The organism is Xanthomonas sp. NCPPB 1826, from assembly GCF_056725285.1.
The window spans coordinates 4927493-4951022 of the sequence record NZ_CM161521.1 but is presented as its reverse complement, the minus strand read 5'-3'; the positions used below and the strand labels follow the sequence as shown (position 1 = coordinate 4951022).

The window sequence follows — 23530 nt, the reverse complement described above, 5'->3', positions numbered from 1 at the left end:
CCGCCACCAGCCCAGCAACACGCAACACCCCGCTACAAACAGTCCTGATGTGATCCGTCTTCAGCGTTACCCGTCATCCCGTTTTGGTGAGTAAGCCATGAATTCCCAGTCCAACCTGTCGCCGGCGCAGCCGGGCGCGTCCCTGTTCACTGATTCGCTTGCCGAGCAGCGCGCGCAGCAGTTCCGCATGCGGCGGTTGCAGGTGCACAACTGGGGCACGTTCAACGGCTTGACCGAGGTGCCGATCGCCGAGAAGGGCTTCCTGTTCGTCGGGCGCTCCGGGTCGGGCAAGTCGACCCTGCTGGATGCGATGTCGGCATTGCTGACCCCGCCCAGCATCGTCGACTTCAACGCCGCCGCACGCGAGGCCGAGCGCAGCGGGCGCGATCGCAGCCTGGTGTCGTATGTGCGCGGTGCCTGGGCCGATCAGCAGGACAGCGCCTCGGGCGAGATCGCCACCCAATACCTGCGCAAGGGCGCCACCTGGTCGGCGCTGGTGCTGGAATACCGCAACGCGCACGGCGAGACGGTCAGCCTGATTCGCCTGTTCTGGATCGCCGGCAGCGGCAATGCCGCGGCCGATGTGCGCCGCCATTACATGGTCGCGCCGCGCAGCTTCGATGTGGCCAGCGAGCTGGATGGCTTCGATCTGGATCTGCGCAGGCTCAAGGCGCGTCTTGGCGAGGAGGTCGCGCATTTCGACGGTTTTGCCGGCTACGCAGAGCGCTTTCGGCATGCGCTGGGCATCGGCAACGAGATGGCGTTGCGGTTGCTGCACAAGACCCAGTCGGCCAAGAACCTGGGCGATCTCAATGTGTTCCTGCGCGGCTTCATGCTGGACGAGCCGCGCACGTTCGAGGCGGCCGACCGGCTGGTGGAGGACTTCGCCGAACTCGATGGCGCACACCATGCGGTGGTCACCGCACGCCGGCAGGTGGAAACGCTCAGCCCGGCACGCGAGCACCATGCGGCGCTGATGGCCCTGCGCCACAGCGTCGGCGAGTTGCGCGAGCTGCAGCTGGGCGTGGACAGCTACCGCGAACAGCAGCGTCTGGCCTTGCTGGAGACGCGCCTGCACGAACTCGACAGCCAGGACCGCGGGCTGGCCGGCGAAGAAGGCCAGCGGCGTGAGTCGCTGGACAATCACGAACAGAAGCTCGCCGGGCTGGAACGCGAACAACGCGCCGCCGGTGGCGAGCAGATCGAGGAACTCGAACGCGAGCGCGCCCGGGTCGAGCGCGAGCGCGACGAGCGCCTGCGGCGGCGCGTGCAGATCGAACAGGCCTGCCGCCAGCTCGGCACCGCCCTGGCCGCAGGCGCCAGCGGCTTTGCCGAGCAGGTCGCGTACGCGCAGACCGTGCTCGAGAACGGCAAGCACGACGCCAGCGCGCTGGATGAGGCGATCGCCGAGCGCATGGGTGTGCGCCGCGACGATGAGCGGCGCTTTGCCGAGATCCGCGCCGAACTGGATGCGTTGAAGCGCGCCCCGTCCAGCATGCCGGCACCGATGCAGGCCTTGCGTGCGCGCCTGTGCGAGGACACCGGTATTGCCGAAGCGGCGCTGCCGTTCGTCGGCGAACTGGTGCAGGTGCGCGAGGATCAATCTGCCTGGCGCGGCGCGATCGAGCGCGTGCTGAGCGGTTTTGCGCAGTCGCTGCTGGTGGACGACCGCCATTACACGCAGGTCAGCGAATGGGTCAACCGCACCCAGCTCGGCACGCGGCTGGTGTATTTCCGGGTACGCCGCAACGATGCGCTGCATGCGCGCACGCCGGATGCGCGTGCATTGCCGGGCAAGCTGCAGCTGCGTGAGCATGCCTTCACCGAGTGGCTGCGCAACGAGTTGATGCGTCGCTTCGATTACGAATGCGTCGACAACGCCGCCGCGCTGCGCAATGCCGACCGCGCCATCACCCGCGAAGGGCAGGTCAAGCATCCCGGCGACCGTTACGAAAAGGACGACCGCCATGCGGTCAATGACCGCAAGCGCTGGTTGCTGGGCCACGACAACCGCGACAAGCTCAAGGTGTTCGAGCGCGAAGCGCAGACGCTTGCCCAGCGCATCGCCAGCTGCGATGCCGACGTGGCCGCGCTGCGCAAGCAACGCGAGCAGGACCAGGAACGGCAGCTGGCCGCGCACACGCTGGTGGAGCGCGACTGGGACGAGATCGATGTCGGCCCCAAGCTGCAGCGCCTGAGCGACATCGACGAACAGCTGCAGCAGCTGCGCGAAGGCAACAGCGGCCTGCGCGCGCTCGGCCAGGCGATCGAGACCGCACGCACCTTGCGCGACCAGGCCAAGCGCACCTACGAGGACGTGCGGCTGGAGCGCGCGCAGCTGGCACGCGAGCGGGTCCGGCTGGAACAGCAGCACGCTGCCTGTGCCAGCCGTGCCGGCACCGCCGCGCTCACACCCACCCAGCTGCAGGGCCTGCGCGAGCGCCTGGCGACGCTGGCACCGCTGTCGCTGGACAATCTGGAGGCGCATTTCCGCGTGGTCGAGCGTGGCCTGGCCGAGCAACTGGCCGAGAGCCAGGGCCGCGACAGCCGGCTCAGCGCGCAGCTGCTCGATTGCTTCCGCAAGTACTGCCAGCAATGGCCGGAAGACAGCGGCGATTTCACCGTGAGCCTGGCCAGTGCCGACGATTTTCTCGCGCGCCTGGATCGCCTGGAGAGCGATGGCCTGCCGCGCCACGAGCACCGCTTCTTCGATCTGCTGCAGACCCAGAGCAAGAACAATCTGCTGGCCCTGCAGCGCCACACCGCCGAGGCCCACAAGGGCATCAAGCAGCGCATGGACGAGGTCAACGCCAGTCTGGAGCAGGTGCCGTTCAATCGCGGCACGCTGCTGACCATCGAGGTCAGCGACCGTCGCCTGGGCGAGGTGCAGGAATTCCAGCAACAGCTGCGCGCGGTGCTGTCGCATCAACAGACCGAAGACCGCGCACTGGCCGAAGCGCAGTTTTCCACCTTGCGCGCGCTGGTGGCACGCCTGGGCGCGCAGGAACCGGACGCACGCCGCTGGCGCGAGCAGGTGCTGGACGTGCGCCAGCATGTGGAATTCATCGGTGTGGAGCTGGATGCGCAGACCCGCGCGCAGGTGGAGATCTACCGCAGCGGCGCCGGCAAATCCGGCGGTCAGCGCCAGAAGCTGGCAACCACCTGCCTGGCCGCCGCACTGCGCTACCAGCTCGGTGGCGAAGACGGCGAACTGCCGCGCTACTGCGCGGTGGTGCTGGACGAAGCCTTCGACAAGGCCGACAACGAATTCACCGCGCTGGCGATGAACATCTTCGAGAACTTCGGTTTCCAGATGGTGGTGGCCACGCCGCTGAAATCGGTGATGACGCTGGAGCCGTTCATCGGCGGTGCCTGCTTTGTGGAAATCAGCGGCCGGCACAACTCCGGCGTGCTGCTGATCGAATACGACGAGCAGGCGCAGCGACTCCAGTTGCCCGAGCGCTCGCGCGGGGACGAGGCCGCTGCAGCGGTGACGGAACAGGCGGTGAGTGCTGCGCAGCGCGAGGATGCACCGCGTTCGACGCAGGGTGAAACGCGGATGGACAGCACCGCTGCCGTCTCTGGCGCTGAGGGTGCGGCACTTCAGGACGTCCCTGCACAGGACGACGTGGCGGCCAAGGCGGGCAGGCGCGCCAGCAAGGTCGCGCCGGCATCGACGCCGGCCGTTCGAGCCGCGCCGAAGCCATCAAAAACAGCCGCTGCCAGCGCACGTGCGGGATCAGGCACGTCGGCAGCGGCGAAGCCCGCAGCGGGCGAGGCTGCGTCCGCCAAACCTGCATCAGCCAGGCGTGCATCGCCCGCAGCGGGCACAGCGCGCAAGCCGGCAACGCCGGCCAAACCGGCCAGGACGCCAGCGAACACCGGGGCGGCACCCAGGCGCGCGACCGCGTCCGCCAAACCGACTGCCAGGCCGAACAAGGCCGCGACAACAGCGGCAGCGCCGAAAAAGCCTGCTGCCAAATCGACGGTAGCGACCAGGCGCGCCACCACATCGCTGGGTGGCGCAACCAAGGCAACCAGGACAACTGCCGCGCGCACTGCGGCCAGGCCCGCGCCAACCAAACCCGTGGCCAAGGCACGTGCTGCGTCCACGCGCGGATCTGCAGGCAAGCCGCGCGGAAAACGCTGAGCGCGCCGCCTGGATGCCTGCGTCACCGCGCTGCGGCCGCAGGCGTCGCAGGTCAGCGGCGCAGCAAGGTGGGCGCGCGTAGATAAGAATCGTTATCATTATCGGCCCAGATGTGCCCGCTAGCGCACATCGTCCCGCTGAAGATCCCGATGACCCCACTGCCTGCGCCTCGCCACCTGTTGTTCGTGTCCCTGTTTGCCGCCATGCCGGCCGCCGCCCAGGAGGCCAGCCTGCTCGACGCCATCGTGGTCAGCGAAAAGCGTGCCCTGTACCGGCCGGAAAAAGCCGCCGGCGCTACCCGCACGCAGACGCCGGTGGAGCGCATTCCGCAGGCGATCCAGGTGGTGCCGCGTTCGGTCATCGACGAACAGCAGCTCACCCGGCTGGTGGATGTGGTGGCCAATGTCTCCAACGTGCAGCCCGGCGGCACCCAGGGCAATCGCTCGGAAACCTTCGTCATCCGTGGCTTCGAGGCGTCCTCGTATGCGGTCGACGGCATCCTGCTCAACCCGGCGCAGAACTTCACCGAGACCGTGCGCGATCTGGCCAACGTCGCCCAGGTGGAAGTGCTCAAGGGCCCGGCCGCGGTGCTGTACGGCCGCGGCGAACCCGGCGGGGTGATCAATCTGGTCACGCTGCGCCCGGATGCGGTGTTCGGCGGCAATGCACAGGTGCAGGTGGCCGAACACGGCCTGCGCCGCGTGCAATCGACCGTCACCGGCCCGCTGAGCCCGACGCTGTCGGCACGGCTCAGCGCCGCCGCGCAGGAAACCGGCAGCTTTCGCGCTGCGCAGGCCGATGGCGATCGCGTGTTCGTGTCGCCCTCGCTGGCCTGGCGGCCGAACGCGCAGCTGCGCGCCGATCTGGATCTGGACTACACCCGCCAGACCAGCCCGGGCGATCGCGGGTTGGTCGCCATCGACGGAGTGGTGCGTGGCCCGGCCGAGCGCAGCTTCGGCGAACCGTGGTCGCGCAATCACGGCACTTCGCGCACCGCACGCGGCCGCATCGAATATGACGCCAACGACTGGCTGACGCTGCGCCAGATCCTCAATCACCAGGACGGCGACAGCGGCCGCGACGTGGCCGACTTCACCGGCTTCAGCGCCGACCGCGCCTTCCTGCAGCGCCGCGCCGTGCGCCAGGACCAGCAGGTGCGCGCAACGACCTCGCAGACCGAAGCGCTGGCGCATTTCGCCACCGGCCCGCTGCGCCATCAGCTGCTGGCCGGCGCCGAATACGTCGATGCGCATCGCCACACCGACGAAGCACGCGCGCCGCTGGCCCGCATCAGCGTGCGCAACCCGGTGCAGGGCGCCTTGCCGGGCAGCTATGTGCCGGCCCGCGAAATCGATGTCGATGCGCGTTATGCCGCGCTGTATGTGCAGGACCAGATCAGCATCGGCGAGCGTTGGGACGTGCTGGCCGGCGTGCGCTGGGACGACGTGCAGCAGACCACCATCGACAATGGCGCGCGCACCCGCGAAGACGGCCGGCGTGCATCGCCGCGCATCGGCGTGGTGTGGAAGGCGGCGCCGCAGCTGTCGCTGTACGCCAATACCTCCACGTCGTTCCGGCCGCGCAGCGCCACGCTGTTTTCCGGCGGCAGCGCACCACCGGAGACCGGCCGCCAGTACGAGCTCGGCCTGAAGAGCGCGCTGTTCGACAACCGCGTGCTCGCCACCGCCGCCGCGTTCCAGATCACCAAGGACAACGTCGCCACCAGCGATCCGGACAACAGCGGCTTCGTGCTGGTCACCGGCCAGCAACGCGTGCGCGGGCTGGAGCTAGACATCACCGGCGAGCTCACCCGGAACTGGCGGCTGATTCTGGGCGCCGGCTATCTGGATGCGCAGGTCACCCGCGATACCGTCATCCCGGCCGGCAACCGCCTGCGCGGCGTACCGCGGGTCAGCGCCAGTCTGTGGAGCACCTATCACGTCGCCAGCGGGCCGCTGTACGGCCTGACCCTGGGCGCCGGCGCGGTGCATGTGGGCGAGCGCGAAGGAGATCTCGCCAACAGCTATCGCATTGCCGGCTACACGCGCTTCGATGCCTCGGCGGCGTACCGCTTCGGTGGCCGTTACCAACTGGCGCTGATGCTGCGCAATGTCGCCAACCGTTTCTACATCGAGCAACCGGTGACGCAGACCACCAATTATCCCGGCGCACCGCGCACCTTGTCGGCGACGCTGAGTATGGATTTCTAAACGCCGTGCAGCAGATCCCAGCCCATCTTGCCGATCAGCACGATAACCAGCACCAGGAACAAGGTGCGGATCAGCGGCGTGCCGCCGCGTAGCGCCATCCGCGTGCCGGCGACCGCACCGGCCACGTTGGCCACCGCCATCGGGATGCCGATCGCCAGCATCACCTGGCCGCTGGGCAGGAAGAACGACAGCGCCGCCAGGTTGGTGGCCAGGTTCACTACCTTGGCTGCGGCCGAGGCGCGCAGAAAGTCCAGCCCGAAAAAGCGGATGAACAGGAAGATCAGGAAGCTGCCGGTACCGGGCCCGAAGAACCCGTCGTAGAACCCGATCGCCGCGCCCATCGCCAAGGCAGTGATCAGTTCGCGCCGGCCGATCTGGCGTGGCCGATGCAGCGCACCGAAGTCCTTCTTGATCAGCGTGTAGACCAGCATCGCGATCAGCAGCACCAGGATCAGCGGCCGCACCGCCTGCTTGGGCATCAGGCTGACCGCGGTCGCGCCCAGAAACGAAAACGTAAACGCCGCCACCGTCGCGTACAGCACCGGCCGCCACGGAAAGCGCACGGTGCGCGCATAGCGCCACGCCGAGGCACCGGTGCCGAACATCGCGCTGAACTTGTTGGTGCCCAGAATCAGCGACGGCGCCTGCTGCGGCAGGGTGGCAAACAATCCCGGCAACTGGATCAGGCCACCGCCGCCGACCGCCGCATCCACCAGCCCGGCGACAAAAGCGATGCACAGCAGCCACGGCAATTCGGTGGGAATCAGTTCCAGCAAGGCGGCACTCCGCACGACGGGGCGACAGCATAAACGCGCAGAAACCCCGCCTCCCACTTCGCCGCTTCCCAATTCCCGCACAATTACCAGATGCCGACTTCCATACCCACCGATCCCTGTCCCTGCGGCCGCGCCGCCATCTACGCGCAGTGCTGCGGGCACTACCACGCCGGCGCCGCCGCGCCCGATGCCGAAACCCTGATGCGTGCGCGCTATAGCGCCTATGTCCGCCGCGATGTGGCGTACCTGCTCGCCAGCTGGCATCCGTCCACGCGCCCACCCGAGCTGTCGCTGGACGAGGGCGGCCGCACCACCTGGCTCGGCCTGACCGTGCAACGCGCCATCGAGACCGGTACCGACACCGCCGAGGTGGCGTTCCTGGCCCGCTACCGCATCGGCGGCGGCAGCGCGGTGCGCATGACCGAACACAGCCGCTTCGTGCGCGAAGACGGCCGCTGGTATTACCTCGACGCGCGCTGAGCACGGCCCGGCACTGTCGCTGTCGGGACACCACCAAGACGCGGCAGGGTCTAGCGCTCGTCGGCACCTGCGTGCCGGCACCGCGCCGCTGCGCCAGCGGTCCTGGACGCTGCGGCCGATATCGGCCTGCCTGGCCTCCACCGGTCCTCGGTAACGTCGGTAGCCGGCCGTGCTAGTGGGCGAAGGCGTGCAGGCCGCCGTCCACGGCAATCACCTCACCGGTCAGATAGCGTGCAAGTGGCGAGGCCAGATAGGCGACCAGATGAGCGATGTCGTCAGGTTCGCCGAAGTAGCCGATCGGCACATGGCGCGCGATGAAGGCCTGGCGCGCTTCCGGCGTGGGATGGAGCTTGTCCAGCACTTGTTCGGAGTTGATGCGTCCCGGTGCGATGGTATTGACCGTGATGCCCTGGGCCGCCAGCTGCGAGGCAATGCCCTTGGCCCAGAACTGCAGCGCTGCCTTCGCCGCGCCGGCGCCGTTGACCTCGCGGGGCTCCATGCTGCCGCTGAAGTTGATGATCCTGCCCCAGCGCCGGTGGCGCATGCCGGGCAGCAGGGCCTGGGTCATGCGCCGGGCACTGCCGAAATTGAGCGCGAAGGCTTCGTCCCAGTCCGCATCGCTGGCCTCCAGCGCAAAAGGGCGTGCGCCACCGGCGGTATTGACCAGGATCTCGATCCGGCCCAGCGCCTGGCTGGCATCCCGGGCGATGCGCGTGATCTCGGTCGCGCTGGTGGTGTCGCCGGGGATCACCAGCGGGCGCGGGTGACCCTGTGCCGCGATGTCGCTGGCCAGCTGTTCCAGCCTGTCGGCGCGGCGCGCGGTGATCGCCAGTTGCACCCCCTCGGCCGCCTGCGCGCCCTGGAGCAACGTCTCGGTCTGCAGTTGCTGGTGCGGACCACGCGACGGCAGCGATTGACCGCGTTTGGCGAGGCCTACTACGGGCGTTGCCGGGAGATTCTCGAGCTGGTCGCCGATACACAGGTGCAGGCCGACGGTCAGCGCCTGGAACCGGCCGGGCCGCTGCGGGTCGCCGCACCGGTGTCGTTCGGAACCTATGGGCTCACGCCGGTGCTTGGCGAGTATCTGCAGCGCCATCCCCAGGTGAGCCTGGATCTGCAGCTCAGCGATCGGGTGCAGGATCTGGTCGACGAGGGCATCGATGTAGCCGTCCGCATCGGGGCGCTGGGCGAGTCCTCGCTGGTGGCGCGCGCGCTGCAGCCTTATCGCCTGTGGTGCTGCGCGACGCCGGCCTATCTGCACCGCAACGGCACCCCGCAACGGCTTGCCGAGCTGGCCGGGCACCAATGCCTGGGGATGGATGCCAAGGCGCTCGGCCAGTGGCAGGACTACACCGGCGAGCGAATCGGCCCGCTGTCGCGTGCGCAGTTGCATCTCACCAGCGGCCCGGCCTTGCACCTGGCGGCCTTGCAGGGCCTGGGCATCGTGCTGCAGCCGGCGTTCCTGTTGCGTGCCGACGTGGAAGCGGGCCGGCTGGTGCGGCTGTTTCAGGACCGGGAGCTGCACCGTCCACTAAGCGTGCTCTATCCCCAAACCCGCTGGCGCTCGGTCACGGTACGCAGCTTCGTCGATTTCCTGCTGGAGCGGTTTGCCTAAAGCCGCCGGGCGTCAGACGGACCCCGTGGCAACGCGCGTTGCCGGAGCCTGGCTGGAGCGGCGAGCGTGCGGGGCGATCAATGCGCCGCGTTGCTGCTGCAATCACGCGGGTTGTCTCCATTGCCCGCGTGATCTAACGCGATAGCCGGCACCCCGTTCGTTCCGACGAACGGCAGGCACGGCCGTGCTTTCTCGACGCCACGTTCGCAGCCGATCCCGGAAGCTTGCCGCCTCGGCGGAGCTCGCCGCGGGGCGGACACGATGATGGCAACCTTCAATCTCTGGCAGTGGGTGCTTGTGGCCATCGTGGTGTTCGCGATCGTGCTGCCGGCGTGCCTGGCCACGGCACTGATCTGGTTCGGCCCCCGCCACGACGCCCCGCGCAGGGCGCGCGCCCGACGTATGTCCGACACCAGCCCCTCCAGCCCGGCGTTGTCGCTGCTGACCGGCATCACCGGCGACGGCAGCTAAGCGCGGCGATCGACGCGGCTGGGTTGCTGCGGCGTCTTCGCCCGGCGGGCCGGATCGATGCCAATTCATCGGCACGCAACATCATTCTCTGACTCGCGCCACATTGCCTCTGCGCCGCACTCACCCCTCTGAAAAGCGCGCGCACCGCACAGTCACCGCTGCGTATCGCCACTGACCAGCGCAGCGCACCACACCGTCGCAACATCACGACCTGCACGCCTGCAACCAGCCAGGTTGGCTATCCTCGGCGGCTCGACCTGCCGCAGGAGCGCTCCACCGCATGACCTCCGTCCACACGCCGGCGATCGCGCCGTGATGCCGACCCGGCGCGTCCTGCCTGCGCTGTTGGCACTGGCGCCGCTGATCGCCTGCGCCGATCCGGCCTTCGAACGCTGCCTGGCCGGCCTGCAGACCCAGGCCGCCGCCAAGGGCGTGGCGGCCGCCGACTTCCAGCGCTTCACCGCCGGCCTGTCGCCCGATCCCAGCGTGTTGCCGCTGCTCGATGCCCAGCCCGAATTCACCACCCCGATCTGGGACTACCTCGCCAGCCTGGTCGACAGCCAGCGCGTCGCCGACGGCCAGTTCATGCTGGTCACCCACCGCGATTTGCTTACCCGCCTGTCCGAACAGACCGGGGTCGATCCGGCCACCATCGTGGCGGTCTGGGGCGTGGAGAGCGACTACGGCCGTGTCACCGGCAAGCGTCCACTGCTGGTCTCGCTGGCCACGCTGTCGTGCGCGGGCCGCCGCCAGCCGTTCTTCCGTGGCGAATTTCTTGCCTTGCTCGGCCTGCTGCAGCAAGGCGATCTGTCGCCGAATGGCTTGACCGGCTCCTGGGCCGGCGCCTTCGGGCAGACCCAGTTCATGCCCTCGACCTATGCCCGCATCGCGGTGGACGGCGACGGCGACGGCCGCCGCGACCTGGTCGCCAGCATTCCCGACGCGCTGGCCTCCACCGCCAACTATCTGGTCAAGGCCGGCTGGGAGCGTGCCCGTCCCTGGGGTATGGAAGTCCGCCTGCCCGCCGGCTTCGACGCCAGCAAGGCCGGCCGCACCCGGCGCCAACCACTGCAGGCCTGGCAAAACGCCGGCCTGCTCGGCACCGACGGCAAGGCGCTGGCACCGGCCGGTCTGCCCGCCGAAACCCCGGCCGCCCTGCTGTTGCCGGCCGGCGCAACCGGCCCGGCATTCCTGGTGTTCCGCAACTACGACGCAATCTACGCCTACAACGCCGCCGAAAGCTACGCGCTGTCGATCGCCCTGCTCGCCGACCGCCTGCGTGGTGGCGCCGGCCTGGTCGCCGCCTGGCCCACCGACGACCCCGGCCTGGGCCGGCCCGAACGGCGCGAACTGCAGCAGTTGCTGCTGGCCCGCGGCCACCTGATCGGCGAGGCCGACGGCATGATCGGCACCGCCAGCCGGCGCGCCATCCAGGTCGAGCAGACCCGCCTGGGCCTGCAGCCGGCCGACGGCCGCCCCGGCCAACGCATCCTTACCGCCCTGCGCGCCGCCCCGCCGGTCGCCGGCGCGGCGGCCATCCGCGCCACGGCGTTCAAGCTGCCGGCCGCCTATCCCGCATTCGTCCAATCCCCCATCGTCCAGAAGGCACCCCCCATGTCCGACCTCACCGGCCTGCGCACAGGCGACTTCCACGGCTTTCCCTCGCTGTTGATCGACACCCCGTTCTCCACTGCGGCCATCAGCCTGTTCGGCGGCCAGCTGCTGTCGTTCGTGCCCAAGGGCGGGCAGGACGTGATGTGGCTGTCGCCCACCGCCAAGCAGCCGCCCACCCCGATCCGCGGCGGCGCGCCGGTGTGCTGGCCGTACTTCGGCCGCCAGGACCAGACCGGCGAGGTCCCTGCACACGGCTTCGTGCGCACCGTGCCCTGGCAGCTCACCGAGAGCCGGCGCGAGGACGACGGCACCCTGGTGCTCACGCTGACCCCGCCCAGCTTCGACGACCTGGCGCTGCGCCTGCGCATGACTCTGCGCATTGGCCGCACCCTCCAACAAAGCCTGATCACCGAAAACACCAGCCCGGCCCCGGTGCGCTTCACCCAGGCGCTGCACAACTACTTCCGCGTCGGCGACGCGCTCACCGTCAGCGTGCAGGGCCTGGACGGGCTGGACTACCTCGACAAGTACGAGAACTACGCCACCGCCCACCGCCAGCAGGGCGACTGGAGCCTGCGCGACCCACGCGACCCCGGCCGCAGCGACCGCATCTACACCAACGCCGGCGGCCGCTACATCCTGACCGACCCGGTGCTTGGCCGCCGCATCGTCATCGCCACCCAGGGCAGCCGCTCGCTGGTGGCCTGGAACCCGGGCCAAGAGGCGGCCGCCAAGATGGCCGACGTGGGCGAGGGCTGGCGCGATTACGTCTGCCTGGAAGCGGCCAACGCCGGCCCGGACGTCATCGAACTCGCCCCCGGCGCCAGCCACACGCTGACCCAGACCATCAGCGTCGAGTAAGCGCAAGTTGGCAGCAGGATCGCCCAGATCCTGCGCTGCCTTCCAACAGGAAAGAAGCAGCACGGCTCCCTTCTCCCGCCGGGAGAAGGTGCCCCGAAGGGGCGGATGAGGGTGCGGGCGAAGCCTCGTGTCACCTCACAATTCCTGTGGCTTCGTCGGTACCCTCACCCCCAACCCCGCGCTCGGCGCCCCGGCCCGCGCATGAGGCGCAGGCGCTCCAACGCACGCGCGCCAATGGCGCGCAAGCCATGCCTTCTCGCCCCGCAGGAGAGGGGCTTTCAGTGATGGGGGCGTTGGGCGTATCAGGCGACAGCTCATCCCCATAACTGCGCCACCCGGTCCACCGCTACACTCGCCGCTTCGCCCCACTGCGCAGCGCGATGTCCCTCCCAGCAGATTCCGCTCCCGCCACGGGCCGGCGCCGCGCCGCGCTGATCTTCATCTTCATCACCGTGCTGATCGACGTGCTGTCGTTCGGCGTGATCATTCCGGTGCTGCCGGATCTGGTGCGCCAGTTCACCGGGGGCGACTACGCCGTCGCCGCCGGCTGGATCGGCTGGTTCGGCTTTTTGTTTGCCGCCATCCAGTTCGTCTGCTCGCCGCTGCAGGGCACCCTGTCCGACCGCTATGGCCGCCGCCCGGTGATCCTGCTCTCCTGCCTGGGCCTGGGCCTGGACTTCATCCTGATGGCGGTCGCCCATTCCCTGCCGATGCTGCTGCTGGCGCGGGTGATCTCCGGGGTGTGCTCGGCCAGTTTTTCCACCGCCAATGCCTACATCGCCGACGTCACCCCGGCCGACAAACGCGCCGGCGCGTTCGGCATGCTTGGCGCCGCGTTCGGTATTGGCTTTGTCGCCGGCCCGTTGATCGGCGGCTGGCTGGGCAGCATCGGCCTGCGCTGGCCGTTCTGGTTTGCCGCCGGGCTGGCGCTGCTGAACGTGCTGTATGGCTGGTTTGTGCTGCCCGAATCCTTGCCTGCCGAACGCCGCACGCCACGCCTGGACTGGTCGCATGCCAACCCGCTCGGCGCACTCAAGCTGCTGCGCCGTTATCCGCAGGTGTTCGGCCTGGCCTCGGTGGTGTTTCTGGCCAACCTGGCGCACTACGTCTATCCCAGCATCTTCGTGCTGTTCGCCGGTTATCAATACCACTGGGGCCCGCGCGAGGTGAGCTGGGTGCTGGCCGGCGTCGGCGTGTGCAGCATCATCGTCAATGCGCTGCTGGTCGTCCGGCTGGTGCGCTGGCTGGGTGAACGCCGTGCGCTGCTGCTGGGTCTGGGCTGCGGGGTGGTCGGTTTCGTCATCTACGGGCTGGCCGACAGCGGCACCGCGTTCCTGATCGGCGTGCCGATCAGCGCGTTCTGGGCAATCGCCGCACCGGCCGCGCAGGCCTTGATCACCCGCGAGGTCGGCGCCGATGCGCAGGGCCGCGTGCAGGGCGCGCTGACCAGCCTGGTCAGTCTGGCCGGCATCGCCGGTCCGCTGCTGTTTGCCAATGTGTTCGCCTGGTTTATCGGCACGGGCGCACCGCTGCATCTGCCCGGCGCACCCTGGTTGCTGGCGGGTTTTCTGCTGGCCGCAGGCTGGGTCATGGCCTGGCGCCGGGCAGGGCGGGGGGCCGGCATGGCCCATGCGGCACAGGGGTGATGCCAACCTATTCAGCTTGTGCTCGCGCCCGCTTTATCTGATTTGCGCAGTCACTGCTAGGCTGGTGTCCTCCGTGCTGCGGCACCGCCTCGACTTCCTATGTGTCCTGACACCCTGGCTGTTCCGCCCTCGGCCGCGCTCGTGCTGCGCCATGCCACGCAGGACACCCACCGCCTGGTCGAAACGGTTCCGCTGATGCAGGCGCTGGGGCAGGGGCAGGTCGATCGCGCTGCCTACGCGCTGATCCTGCGCCGGCACCATGCGCTGCTGGCCGGCTTCGAAGCGCAACTGAGCGACTGGCTCAGCACCCTGATCGGCACCGGCTGGCAGTACCGCCGCCGCGTCCCGGCCCTGCGCGAGGACCTGCACACGCTCGGGCAGCCGCCGCAGGCGCCCATCGCGGCGCCTGCCGCCGGCAACGATGCCGCGCGCTGGGGCATGCTCTATGTCATCGAAGGCTCGCAACTCGGCGGTCGGATGATCGCGCGCACCTTGCGCAAGCAGCAGCCCGCGCTGGCTGACGCCTTGCGCTATTTCGAACTGGCCAACGACGACCCGGCCGGCTGGCGCCGTTTCCAGGCCGTGCTCGACCAACGCCTGGACACCTCTTCCGCGCGCGCGTCCGCCATCGACGGTGCGCAGCGCATGTTCGCCCACTTCCACACCTGTCTTGCAGCGGAGCCGCGCCCGTGAATCAGCCCACCGAACCCCTGGATATGGATGTCTGTGCGCGTGAGCCGATTCATATCCCCGGCATGATCCAGCCGTACGGCGTGCTGCTGGTGATCGAGCCGGCCGACGGCCGCATCGTGCAGGCCAGCACCACCGCCGCCGAGCTGCTCGGCGTGCCGCTGGCCGAGCTGCTGGGCATGGTCTACACCCACGTGCTGGAACTGCCCGGCGAGCAGCCGTTTGCGGTGGAGGACCAGGCGCAGCACCTGCTGCATGCCGACGTGCGCTTTCCCCTGCGTGCAGCACCCACCGAGCACCCCTGGGTGGCCGCCTGGCATCTGTATCCGGAGCAGTGGCTGGTGGAAATCGAGCCGCGCGATGCACGCCTGATGGACGTCACCCTGCGCGAAGCGCTGCCGCTGCTGCGCAGTATCGAGCGCGATCCCGGCATCGCCGAAGCCGCCGTGCGCGCCGCCAAGGGGCTGCGCAGCATGATCGGCTTCGACCGGGTGATGGTGTACCGCTTCGACGAAGAGTGGAATGGCGACATCATCGCCGAAGCGCGCCAGCCCGAGCTGGATGCCTATCTCGGCCTGCATTACCCGGCCACCGACATCCCGGCCCAGGCGCGCGCGCTGTACCTGCGCAACCGCGTCCGCCAGATCGCCGATGTCGGCTATCGGGCGTCGGCGATCGAACCCACCCTGCATCCGCGCCTGGGCACCCCGGTGGACCTGAGCGATGTCAGCCTGCGCAGCGTCTCCCCGGTGCATCTGGAATACCTGGCCAACATGGGCGTGACCGCCACGCTGGTGTCCTCGATCGTCGTCAACGACGCGCTGTGGGGGCTGATCGCCTGCCACCACTACAGCCCGCACTTCACCAGCCACGCCATGCGCGATGCCACCGATGCGGTGACCCGCGCGCTGGCCGGGCGCATCGGCGGATTGCAGGCGGTGGCGCGTGCGCAAATGGAATCGGTGCTGCTCACCGTGCGCGAGAAGCTGATCACCGACTTCAACGACGCCGACCAGATGACCGTAGAAATGCTCGCCGACATGGCGCCCGACCTGATGGACGTGGTCGACGCCGACGGCGTGGCGATCTTCCATGGCGGCGAGATCAGCCGGCATGGCAGCACCCCGGACGCGGCCGCGCTGCGCCGCATCCGCGACCACATCGAATCCGAACACCACGATGCCCTGCGCGAAGATGCGGTCGGCGCCCTGCATGTGGATGCGATCGGCGAGGTGTTCCCTGAGCTGGCCGACCTCGCCCCGCTGGCGGCCGGTTTCATTTTCGTGCCGCTGATGCCGCAGTCGCGCAGCGCCTTGCTGTGGACCCGCCGCGAGCAGGTGCAGCAGGTCAAATGGGCCGGCAATCCGCAGCTGGCCAAGCTGCAGGACATTCCCAATTCGCGCTTGTCGCCACGCAAGAGCTTCGACCTCTGGCAGGAAACCGTGCGCGGTCGCGCGCGACGCTGGTCGCCGCTGCACCTGGAATCGGCGCGCAGCCTGCGCGTGCTGATCGAACTGATGGAGCGCAAGCGCTTCCAGCAGGATTTCACCTTGCTCGAAGCCTCGCTCTCGCGGCTGCGCGATGGTGTGGCCATCATCGAACGCGGCACCGCAGACGCGCACCGGCTGATGTTCGTCAATCCGGCCTTCGCAGAACTCAGCCAGACCGAAGTGGCCGACCTGATCGGTTGCGACATCCTGTCCCTGCTGGCCAGCGATGCCGCCCCGTCCAAGGTGGAGCTGCTCGAAGACGCACTGCGGCAAGGACGCGCCGCCTATGTCACCCTGCCGCTGCGCGCGCAGGGCGGCGCGCCGGTCTACCGCCAGTTCCATCTCGAACCGCTGCCCAGCCCCAATGGCGTCACCGCCCACTGGCTGCTGCAGCTGCGCGACCCGGAATAAGCGCGGCCCGCAACCGAATCGCCTGCCGCGGCCAGCAGTGGCTGACAAAACGTAGCGAGCAGTCGCCAGCGGGGTGCGGACGGCGCGGAAGTACCGCAGTGTTGAGGACTCCGCGCACCGGCCGCGCCCGCCTGGCGGTGCGCGCCGTCGTTTTGATCGCTGCCCTAGGCCCGCGGTCGCAACACCAGCAAGGTGATCGTCCCGGCCACCAGGCCCCAGAACGAGGCGCCGATCCCGCCCAGCGTCAGCCCCGATGCGGTCACCAGGAAGGTGATCAAGGCCGCTTCGCGCTCACTGTCCTGCTGCAAGGCGGCCGCCAGGCTGTTGCCGATCGTGCCCAGCAAGGCGATCCCGGCGATGGCCATCACCAGCTCGCGCGGGAAGGCCGCGAACACCGCCGCCACGGTCGCACCGAACACGCCGATCAGCACATAGAACACCCCGGCGCTCACCGCAGCGGTGTAACGCCGCGCCGGATCCTCGTGCGCCTCGCGACCCATGCAGATCGCCGCGGTGATGGCCGCCAGGTTCAAGGCATAGCCGCCGAACGGTGCCAGCAGCGTATTGACCACCCCGATCCAGCCGATCGTCGGCGAGATCGGCACCGCATAGCCGGAAGCGCGGATCACCGCCACGCCCGGCACGTTCTGCGAGGCCATGGTGACCACGAACAGCGGAATCGCCAGCCCGAACAACGCCGCCCACGACAGCGACGGCACCACCAGCACCGGCCGGGCCAGTTCAAGCTGCACGCTCTTCCACTGCATCAACCCGCTGCCGGCCGCAATCGCCACGCCGACCAGCAAGGTCGCGATCACTGCATAGCGCGCAAACCAGCGCCGCCCGGCCAGATAGGCCGCCAGCATCGCCAGTGCCAGCCACACCTGACTCTGCATCGCCACGAACAGGTCCAGCCCGAAGCGCAACAACACCCCGGCCAACATGCCCGAGGCCAGCGAGATCGGAATGCGCCGGATCGCCTTTTCAAACAAGCCCGAGAAGCCGGCCAGCATGCCAAGCACTGCCGCCAGCAAAAACGCACCGATCGCCTCGCGCAACGGCACCCCGGCCGCACTGCCGATCAGCATGGCCGCGCCGGGCGTGGACCAGGCCGTCACCACCGGCACCCGGTAGCGCAGCGACAGCCCGATGCAGGTCACGCCCATGCCGATGCCGAGCGCCCACATCCACGAGGCGATCTGCGCCTGATCCGCCCCCAGGTGACGCGCCGCCTCGAACACGATCACTGCAGAACTGGCAAAGCCCACCAGCACCGTGACAAAGCCCGCGGCAATCGCAGGCAGGGATAGATCGCGAAGCAGGCTGCGGGAAGGAGACATCGAGAGCTCTCTATCTAGTGCATGCATTCTTACCGAGCGCGCCGATGATCGATAGCGCAGCACCTTGCGCGGTCGGCTCTCTATCGACGCTCTTGTTGTCCTGCCTGGAAAGCACGGCGTCGCTGCGATGCGGATGCACGGTTCCATGACCCTGATAGAGAGAGCAGGCCGGATACACTGCAAAGTGCGTGGAATCAGGCCTGGCGCATGGGCGCAATGACGTCCGTGTCATGCCAGTGTCAAAAAGTGCTTGCACTTCTGCACAGTCTCGATAAACTGCGCGGCCTCGCTCAGGACGGCGGCGCTTCTCGAAGCATCGCAACAACGAACGGGGCGAATCGGAAACATCACAAGGTGTTGACGAAACGAAAAAGCCGGCTATGATGGGCGGCTCGCTACACGGAAAGATGCTACGGCGGATTGAAGTGCAGCGGCGGCAACTTCCTCTTCACGAGGGGTTGACGAAGATGAAAAGCCTGCTAATATGGCCGGCTCGCTTCGCAGAAAACCTTCGGGTCGAAACGAAGCAGCGTCAACCACCTCGAAATGAGGTGTTGACGGAAAGAAAAAGTCCGCTATAATGGGCGGCTCGCTTCGACGGAAACGACGAAGCTGACGGGAACGGCGCTGAGGCCACTTCCCAATGTTCTTTGACAGTGTGCGCAGGTAATTTGTGCGGACGCCTGCAGGAAGGATGATTGTCCATCTTGCAGACGTTTAATCAAAATGCAACATATTAATTGCTTTGCAAGCGATAAGTTGCCAGTGGTTGAACTTCTGCAGCTAAAGTAATTTGCCTTCGGGCATGTAATTTTAAGTGAAGAGTTTGATCCTGGCTCAGAGTGAACGCTGGCGGCAGGCCTAACACATGCAAGTCGAACGGCAGCACAGTAAGAGCTTGCTCTTATGGGTGGCGAGTGGCGGACGGGTGAGGAATACATCGGAATCTACTCTTTCGTGGGGGATAACGTAGGGAAACTTACGCTAATACCGCATACGACCTACGGGTGAAAGCGGAGGACCTTCGGGCTTCGCGCGATTGAATGAGCCGATGTCGGATTAGCTAGTTGGCGGGGTAAAGGCCCACCAAGGCGACGATCCGTAGCTGGTCTGAGAGGATGATCAGCCACACTGGAACTGAGACACGGTCCAGACTCCTACGGGAGGCAGCAGTGGGGAATATTGGACAATGGGCGCAAGCCTGATCCAGCCATGCCGCGTGGGTGAAGAAGGCCTTCGGGTTGTAAAGCCCTTTTGTTGGGAAAGAAAAGCAGTCGGTTAATACCCGATTGTTCTGACGGTACCCAAAGAATAAGCACCGGCTAACTTCGTGCCAGCAGCCGCGGTAATACGAAGGGTGCAAGCGTTACTCGGAATTACTGGGCGTAAAGCGTGCGTAGGTGGTGGTTTAAGTCTGTTGTGAAAGCCCTGGGCTCAACCTGGGAATTGCAGTGGATACTGGGTCACTAGAGTGTGGTAGAGGGTAGCGGAATTCCCGGTGTAGCAGTGAAATGCGTAGAGATCGGGAGGAACATCCGTGGCGAAGGCGGCTACCTGGACCAACACTGACACTGAGGCACGAAAGCGTGGGGAGCAAACAGGATTAGATACCCTGGTAGTCCACGCCCTAAACGATGCGAACTGGATGTTGGGTGCAATTTGGCACGCAGTATCGAAGCTAACGCGTTAAGTTCGCCGCCTGGGGAGTACGGTCGCAAGACTGAAACTCAAAGGAATTGACGGGGGCCCGCACAAGCGGTGGAGTATGTGGTTTAATTCGATGCAACGCGAAGAACCTTACCTGGTCTTGACATCCACGGAACTTTCCAGAGATGGATTGGTGCCTTCGGGAACCGTGAGACAGGTGCTGCATGGCTGTCGTCAGCTCGTGTCGTGAGATGTTGGGTTAAGTCCCGCAACGAGCGCAACCCTTGTCCTTAGTTGCCAGCACGTAATGGTGGGAACTCTAAGGAGACCGCCGGTGACAAACCGGAGGAAGGTGGGGATGACGTCAAGTCATCATGGCCCTTACGACCAGGGCTACACACGTACTACAATGGTAGGGACAGAGGGCTGCAAACCCGCGAGGGTAAGCCAATCCCAGAAACCCTATCTCAGTCCGGATTGGAGTCTGCAACTCGACTCCATGAAGTCGGAATCGCTAGTAATCGCAGATCAGCATTGCTGCGGTGAATACGTTCCCGGGCCTTGTACACACCGCCCGTCACACCATGGGAGTTTGTTGCACCAGAAGCAGGTAGCTTAACCTTCGGGAGGGCGCTTGCCACGGTGTGGCCGATGACTGGGGTGAAGTCGTAACAAGGTAGCCGTATCGGAAGGTGCGGCTGGATCACCTCCTTTTGAGCATGACGTCATCGTCTTGCGGGCGTCCTCACAAATTACCTGCATTCAGAGATTCATACCGGCACAGGTCGGTATGCGAAGTCCCTTTTGGGGCCTTAGCTCAGCTGGGAGAGCACCTGCTTTGCAAGCAGGGGGTCGTCGGTTCGATCCCGACAGGCTCCACCATATTGAGTGAAAAGACTTCGGGTCTGTAGCTCAGGTGGTTAGAGCGCACCCCTGATAAGGGTGAGGTCGGTAGTTCGAGTCTACCCAGACCCACCACTCTGAATGTAGTGCACACTTAAGAATTTATATGGATCAGCGTTGAGGCTGATACATGTTCTTTTATAACTTGTGACGTAGCGAGCGTTTGAGATATCTATCTAAACGTGTCGTTGAGGCTAAGGCGGGGACTTCGAGTCCCTAAATAATTGAGTCGTATGTTCGCGTTGGTGGCTTTGTACCCCACACAACACGGCATGTAACTCCGAGGCAACTTGGGGTTATATGGTCAAGCGAATAAGCGCACACGGTGGATGCCTAGGCGGTCAGAGGCGATGAAGGACGTGGTAGCCTGCGAAAAGTGTCGGGGAGCTGGCAACAAGCTTTGATCCGGCAATGTCCGAATGGGGAAACCCACTGCTTCGGCAGTATCCTGCAGTGAATTCATAGCTGCTGGAAGCGAACCCGGTGAACTGAAATATCTAAGTAACCGGAGGAAAAGAAATCAACCGAGATTCCCTAAGTAGTGACGAGCGAACGGGGAGCAGCCCTTAAGCTGGAATGGCTTTAGAAAAACAATCTGGAAAGATTGGCCATAGAAGGTGATAGCCCTGTATTTAAAAGGGCCACTCCAGTGAAGACGAGTAGGGCGGGGCACGTGAAACCCTGTCTGAATATGGGGGGACCATCCTCCAAGGCTAAATACTCCTGACCGACCGATAGTGAACCAGTACCGTGAGGGAAAGGCGAAAAGAACCCCGGAGAGGGGAGTGAAATAGATCCTGAAACCGTGTGCGTACAAGCAGTAGGAGCTCGCAAGAGTGACTGCGTACCTTTTGTATAATGGGTCAGCGACTTACTGTTCGTGGCAAGCTTAACCGTATAGGGGAGGCGAAGGGAAACCGAGTCTGATAAGGGCGCATAGTCGCGGGCAGTAGACCCGAAACCGGGTGATCTAGTCATGGCCAGGGTGAAGGTGCCGTAACAGGTACTGGAGGCCCGAACCCACGTCTGTTGCAAAAGACGGGGATGAGCTGTGATTAGGAGTGAAAAGCTAATCGAACCCGGAGATAGCTGGTTCTCCTCGAAAGCTATTTAGGTAGCGCCTCGGACGAATACTACTGGGGGTAGAGCACTGTTATGGCTAGGGGGTCATCGCGACTTACCAAACCATTGCAAACTCCGAATACCAGTACGTACTATCCGGGAGACACACGGCGGGTGCTAACGTCCGTCGTGAAAAGGGAAACAACCCAGACCCACAGCTAAGGTCCCAAATTCACTGCTAAGTGGAAAACGATGTGGAAAGGCATAGACAGCCAGGAGGTTGGCTTAGAAGCAGCCACCCTTTAAAGAAAGCGTAATAGCTCACTGGTCGAGTCGGTCTGCGCGGAAGATTTAACGGGGCTAAGCAGTGAACCGAAGCTTGGGGTGCATAAAACTTGTTTTATGCGCGGTAGAGGAGCGTTCCGTAAGCCTGCGAAGGTGGATTGAGAAGTCTGCTGGAGGTATCGGAAGTGCGAATGCTGACATGAGTAACGATAATGCGGGTGAAAAGCCCGCACGCCGAAAGCCCAAGGTTTCCTTGCGCAACGTTAATCGACGCAGGGTTAGTCGGTCCCTAAGGCGAGGGCGAAAGCCGTAGTCGATGGGAAGCAGGTTAATATTCCTGCACCTCGCGTGAGTGCGATGGAGGGACGGAGAAGGTTAGGTGTACCGGGCGTTGGTTGTCCCGGGGAAAGGCGGTAGGTTTGGATCTTTGGCAAATCCGGGATCCTTTAAGACCGAGCACCGAGACGAGCCTTTATGGCGAAGTCACTGATACCACGCTTCCAGGAAAAGCTCCTAAGCTTCAGCTCACGAAGACCGTACCGTAAACCGACACAGGTGGGTAGGATGAGAATTCTCAGGCGCTTGAGAGAACTCGGGTGAAGGAACTAGGCAACATGGCACCGTAACTTCGGGAGAAGGTGCACCCTTTTTGGTGGCTCATGCGAGCTATAGCTGAAGAGGGTCGCAGAAACCAGGCCGCTGCGACTGTTTATCAAAAACACAGCACTCTGCAAACACGAAAGTGGACGTATAGGGTGTGACGCCTGCCCGGTGCTGGAAGGTTAATTGATGGGGTCAGCCGCAAGGCGAAGCTCTTGATCGAAGCCCCAGTAAACGGCGGCCGTAACTATAACGGTCCTAAGGTAGCGAAATTCCTTGTCGGGTAAGTTCCGACCTGCACGAATGGCGTAACGACAGCGGCGCTGTCTCCACCCGAGACTCAGTGAAATTGAAATCGCTGTGAAGATGCAGCGTTCCCGTGGCAAGACGGAAAGACCCCGTGAACCTTTACTATAGCTTTACACTGAACGTTGAGTTCGTCTGTGTAGGATAGGTGGGAGGCTATGAAACTGTGGCGCTAGCTGCAGTGGAGCCATCCTTGAAATACCACCCTGTCGTGCTTGACGTTCTAACCTAGATCCGTTATCCGGATCAGGGACCGTGTATGGTGGGTAGTTTGACTGGGGCGGTCTCCTCCTAAAGAGTAACGGAGGAGCACGAAGGTACGCTCAGCGCGGTCGGACATCGCGCACTGTGTGCAAAGGCATAAGCGTGCTTGACTGCAAGATCGACGGATCAAGCAGGTACGAAAGTAGGTCTTAGTGATCCGGTGGTTCTGTATGGAAGGGCCATCGCTCAACGGATAAAAGGTACTCCGGGGATAACAGGCTGATACCGCCCAAGAGTTCATATCGACGGCGGTGTTTGGCACCTCGATGTCGGCTCATCACATCCTGGGGCTGTAGTCGGTCCCAAGGGTATGGCTGTTCGCCATTTAAAGTGGTACGCGAGCTGGGTTCAGAACGTCGTGAGACAGTTCGGTCCCTATCTGCCATGGGCGTTGGAAGTTTGAGAGGGGCTGCTCCTAGTACGAGAGGACCGGAGTGGACGAACCTCTGGTGTTCCGGTTGTCACGCCAGTGGCATTGCCGGGTAGCTATGTTCGGAAGCGATAACCGCTGAAAGCATCTAAGCGGGAAGCGCGCCTCAAGATGAGACTTCCCGGGGCACAAGCCCCCTAAAGGAACCATATAGACTATGTGGTTGATAGGTCAGGTGTGTAAGTACAGCAATGTATTGAGCTAACTGATACTAATGATCCGTGCGGCTTGACCATATAACCTCAAGTTGCCTTGGTCCCAACGAACGTTGGTAGATCA

General features: G+C 65.1%; 11 protein-coding genes, 2 tRNA genes, 2 rRNA genes, 1 other RNA gene and 1 pseudogene. 13 read left to right on the top strand and 4 right to left on the bottom strand.

The genetic code is table 11. The features are described 5' to 3' along the window. Positions 1 to 97: 97 nt before the first annotated feature. Both AC1PLA_RS20755 and AC1PLA_RS20750 read left to right on the top strand, forming a co-directional pair. A pseudogene (locus AC1PLA_RS20755) lies at positions 98 to 3490 on the top strand (ATP-binding protein); the annotation flags it as partial. Positions 3491 to 4299: 809 nt separating this feature from the next. Beyond that, a complete protein-coding gene (locus tag AC1PLA_RS20750; RefSeq protein WP_481105273.1) occupies positions 4300 to 6360 on the top strand; it encodes a TonB-dependent siderophore receptor in 2061 nt (686 codons plus the stop codon). Here the strand turns inward: AC1PLA_RS20750 and AC1PLA_RS20745 are convergent. Next, positions 6357 to 7136: a sulfite exporter TauE/SafE family protein gene (locus tag AC1PLA_RS20745; protein ID WP_181098469.1), complete on the bottom strand. Its 780-nt coding sequence runs from the start codon at positions 7134 to 7136 to the stop codon at positions 6357 to 6359. The two genes, AC1PLA_RS20750 and AC1PLA_RS20745, sit on opposite strands and share 4 nt — an antisense overlap. 90 nt (positions 7137 to 7226) lie before the next feature. Between AC1PLA_RS20745 and AC1PLA_RS20740 the strand changes: the two genes are divergently transcribed. After that, complete coding sequence (locus tag AC1PLA_RS20740) at positions 7227 to 7616, top strand: YchJ family protein (protein ID WP_154832952.1); 390 nt, start codon at positions 7227 to 7229, stop codon at positions 7614 to 7616. 172 nt (positions 7617 to 7788) lie between these two features. Here AC1PLA_RS20740 and AC1PLA_RS20735 read toward each other — a convergent pair whose 3' ends face one another. Further along, entirely contained in the window at positions 7789 to 8454 is a 666-nt protein-coding gene (locus AC1PLA_RS20735) for an SDR family NAD(P)-dependent oxidoreductase (protein ID WP_481105272.1), read from the bottom strand. Here AC1PLA_RS20735 and AC1PLA_RS20730 point away from each other — a divergent pair. The 6 genes from AC1PLA_RS20730 to bphP all read left to right on the top strand — a co-directional run bounded on the left by AC1PLA_RS20730 (position 8449) and on the right by bphP (position 16414). After that, the gene (locus AC1PLA_RS20730) at positions 8449 to 9231 is read left to right on the top strand and encodes a LysR substrate-binding domain-containing protein (RefSeq protein ID WP_481105271.1); all 783 of its coding nucleotides are present in this window, start codon (positions 8449 to 8451) and stop codon (positions 9229 to 9231) included. The two genes, AC1PLA_RS20735 and AC1PLA_RS20730, sit on opposite strands and share 6 nt — an antisense overlap. Before the next feature lie 264 nt (positions 9232 to 9495). Then, entirely contained in the window at positions 9496 to 9702 is a 207-nt protein-coding gene (locus AC1PLA_RS20725; protein ID WP_039518438.1) for a hypothetical protein, read from the top strand. A gap of 315 nt (positions 9703 to 10017) precedes the next feature. Then, positions 10018 to 12177: a lytic murein transglycosylase gene (locus AC1PLA_RS20720; protein WP_481105270.1), complete on the top strand. Its 2160-nt coding sequence runs from the start codon at positions 10018 to 10020 to the stop codon at positions 12175 to 12177. A gap of 380 nt (positions 12178 to 12557) precedes the next feature. Next, positions 12558 to 13823, top strand: a complete 1266-nt coding sequence (locus AC1PLA_RS20715; protein WP_481105269.1) for a TCR/Tet family MFS transporter — start codon at positions 12558 to 12560, stop codon at positions 13821 to 13823. 99 nt (positions 13824 to 13922) lie between these two features. After that, positions 13923 to 14516, top strand: coding sequence for a biliverdin-producing heme oxygenase (locus tag AC1PLA_RS20710; RefSeq protein ID WP_047126570.1), 594 nt, complete (start codon positions 13923 to 13925; stop codon positions 14514 to 14516). Continuing rightward, positions 14513 to 16414 carry a bacteriophytochrome BphP gene (bphP, locus tag AC1PLA_RS20705; protein ID WP_481105268.1) on the top strand — a complete coding sequence of 634 codons (1902 nt, stop codon included), beginning with the start codon at positions 14513 to 14515 and terminating at the stop codon, positions 16412 to 16414. Before AC1PLA_RS20710 ends, bphP begins: the two co-directional genes overlap by 4 nt. A 39-nt stretch (positions 16415 to 16453) precedes the next feature. On the opposite strand, the gene AC1PLA_RS20700 is transcribed toward bphP, so the two are convergent. Together AC1PLA_RS20700 and AC1PLA_RS20695 are read right to left on the bottom strand one after the other, a co-directional pair. After that, a non-coding RNA gene (locus AC1PLA_RS20700) (sX9 sRNA) lies at positions 16454 to 16524 on the bottom strand. A gap of 54 nt (positions 16525 to 16578) precedes the next feature. Further along, positions 16579 to 17754, bottom strand: a complete 1176-nt coding sequence (locus tag AC1PLA_RS20695) for a benzoate/H(+) symporter BenE family transporter (protein ID WP_102596608.1) — start codon at positions 17752 to 17754, stop codon at positions 16579 to 16581. 814 nt (positions 17755 to 18568) lie between these two features. On the opposite strand from AC1PLA_RS20695, the gene AC1PLA_RS20690 reads away from it, so the two are divergent. The 4 genes from AC1PLA_RS20690 to AC1PLA_RS20675 all read left to right on the top strand — a co-directional run bounded on the left by AC1PLA_RS20690 (position 18569) and on the right by AC1PLA_RS20675 (position 23487). After that, positions 18569 to 20115, top strand: a 16S ribosomal RNA gene (locus AC1PLA_RS20690). Positions 20116 to 20207: 92 nt separating this feature from the next. Beyond that, positions 20208 to 20283: transfer RNA gene (locus AC1PLA_RS20685), tRNA-Ala, on the top strand. A gap of 19 nt (positions 20284 to 20302) precedes the next feature. Beyond that, positions 20303 to 20379: transfer RNA gene (locus AC1PLA_RS20680), tRNA-Ile, on the top strand. Between the two features lie 227 nt (positions 20380 to 20606). Continuing rightward, positions 20607 to 23487: ribosomal RNA gene (locus AC1PLA_RS20675) — 23S ribosomal RNA — on the top strand. The 16S and 23S rRNA genes sit together here with 2 tRNA genes alongside, the layout of an rRNA operon. Positions 23488 to 23530: the final 43 nt, after the last annotated feature.

Excerpts from the sequence above, each read along its gene's own strand:
- AC1PLA_RS20750 (WP_481105273.1), top strand. The coding sequence starts at position 4,300 with ATGACCCCACTGCCTGCGCCTCGCCACCTGTTGTTCGTGTCCCTGTTT.
- AC1PLA_RS20740 (WP_154832952.1), top strand. The coding sequence starts at position 7,227 with ATGCCGACTTCCATACCCACCGATCCCTGTCCCTGCGGCCGCGCCGCC.
- AC1PLA_RS20725 (WP_039518438.1), top strand. The coding sequence starts at position 9,496 with ATGGCAACCTTCAATCTCTGGCAGTGGGTGCTTGTGGCCATCGTGGTG.
- AC1PLA_RS20720 (WP_481105270.1), top strand. The coding sequence starts at position 10,018 with ATGCCGACCCGGCGCGTCCTGCCTGCGCTGTTGGCACTGGCGCCGCTG.
- AC1PLA_RS20715 (WP_481105269.1), top strand. The coding sequence starts at position 12,558 with ATGTCCCTCCCAGCAGATTCCGCTCCCGCCACGGGCCGGCGCCGCGCC.
- AC1PLA_RS20710 (WP_047126570.1), top strand. The coding sequence starts at position 13,923 with ATGTGTCCTGACACCCTGGCTGTTCCGCCCTCGGCCGCGCTCGTGCTG.
- AC1PLA_RS20695 (WP_102596608.1), bottom strand. The coding sequence starts at position 17,754 with ATGTCTCCTTCCCGCAGCCTGCTTCGCGATCTATCCCTGCCTGCGATT.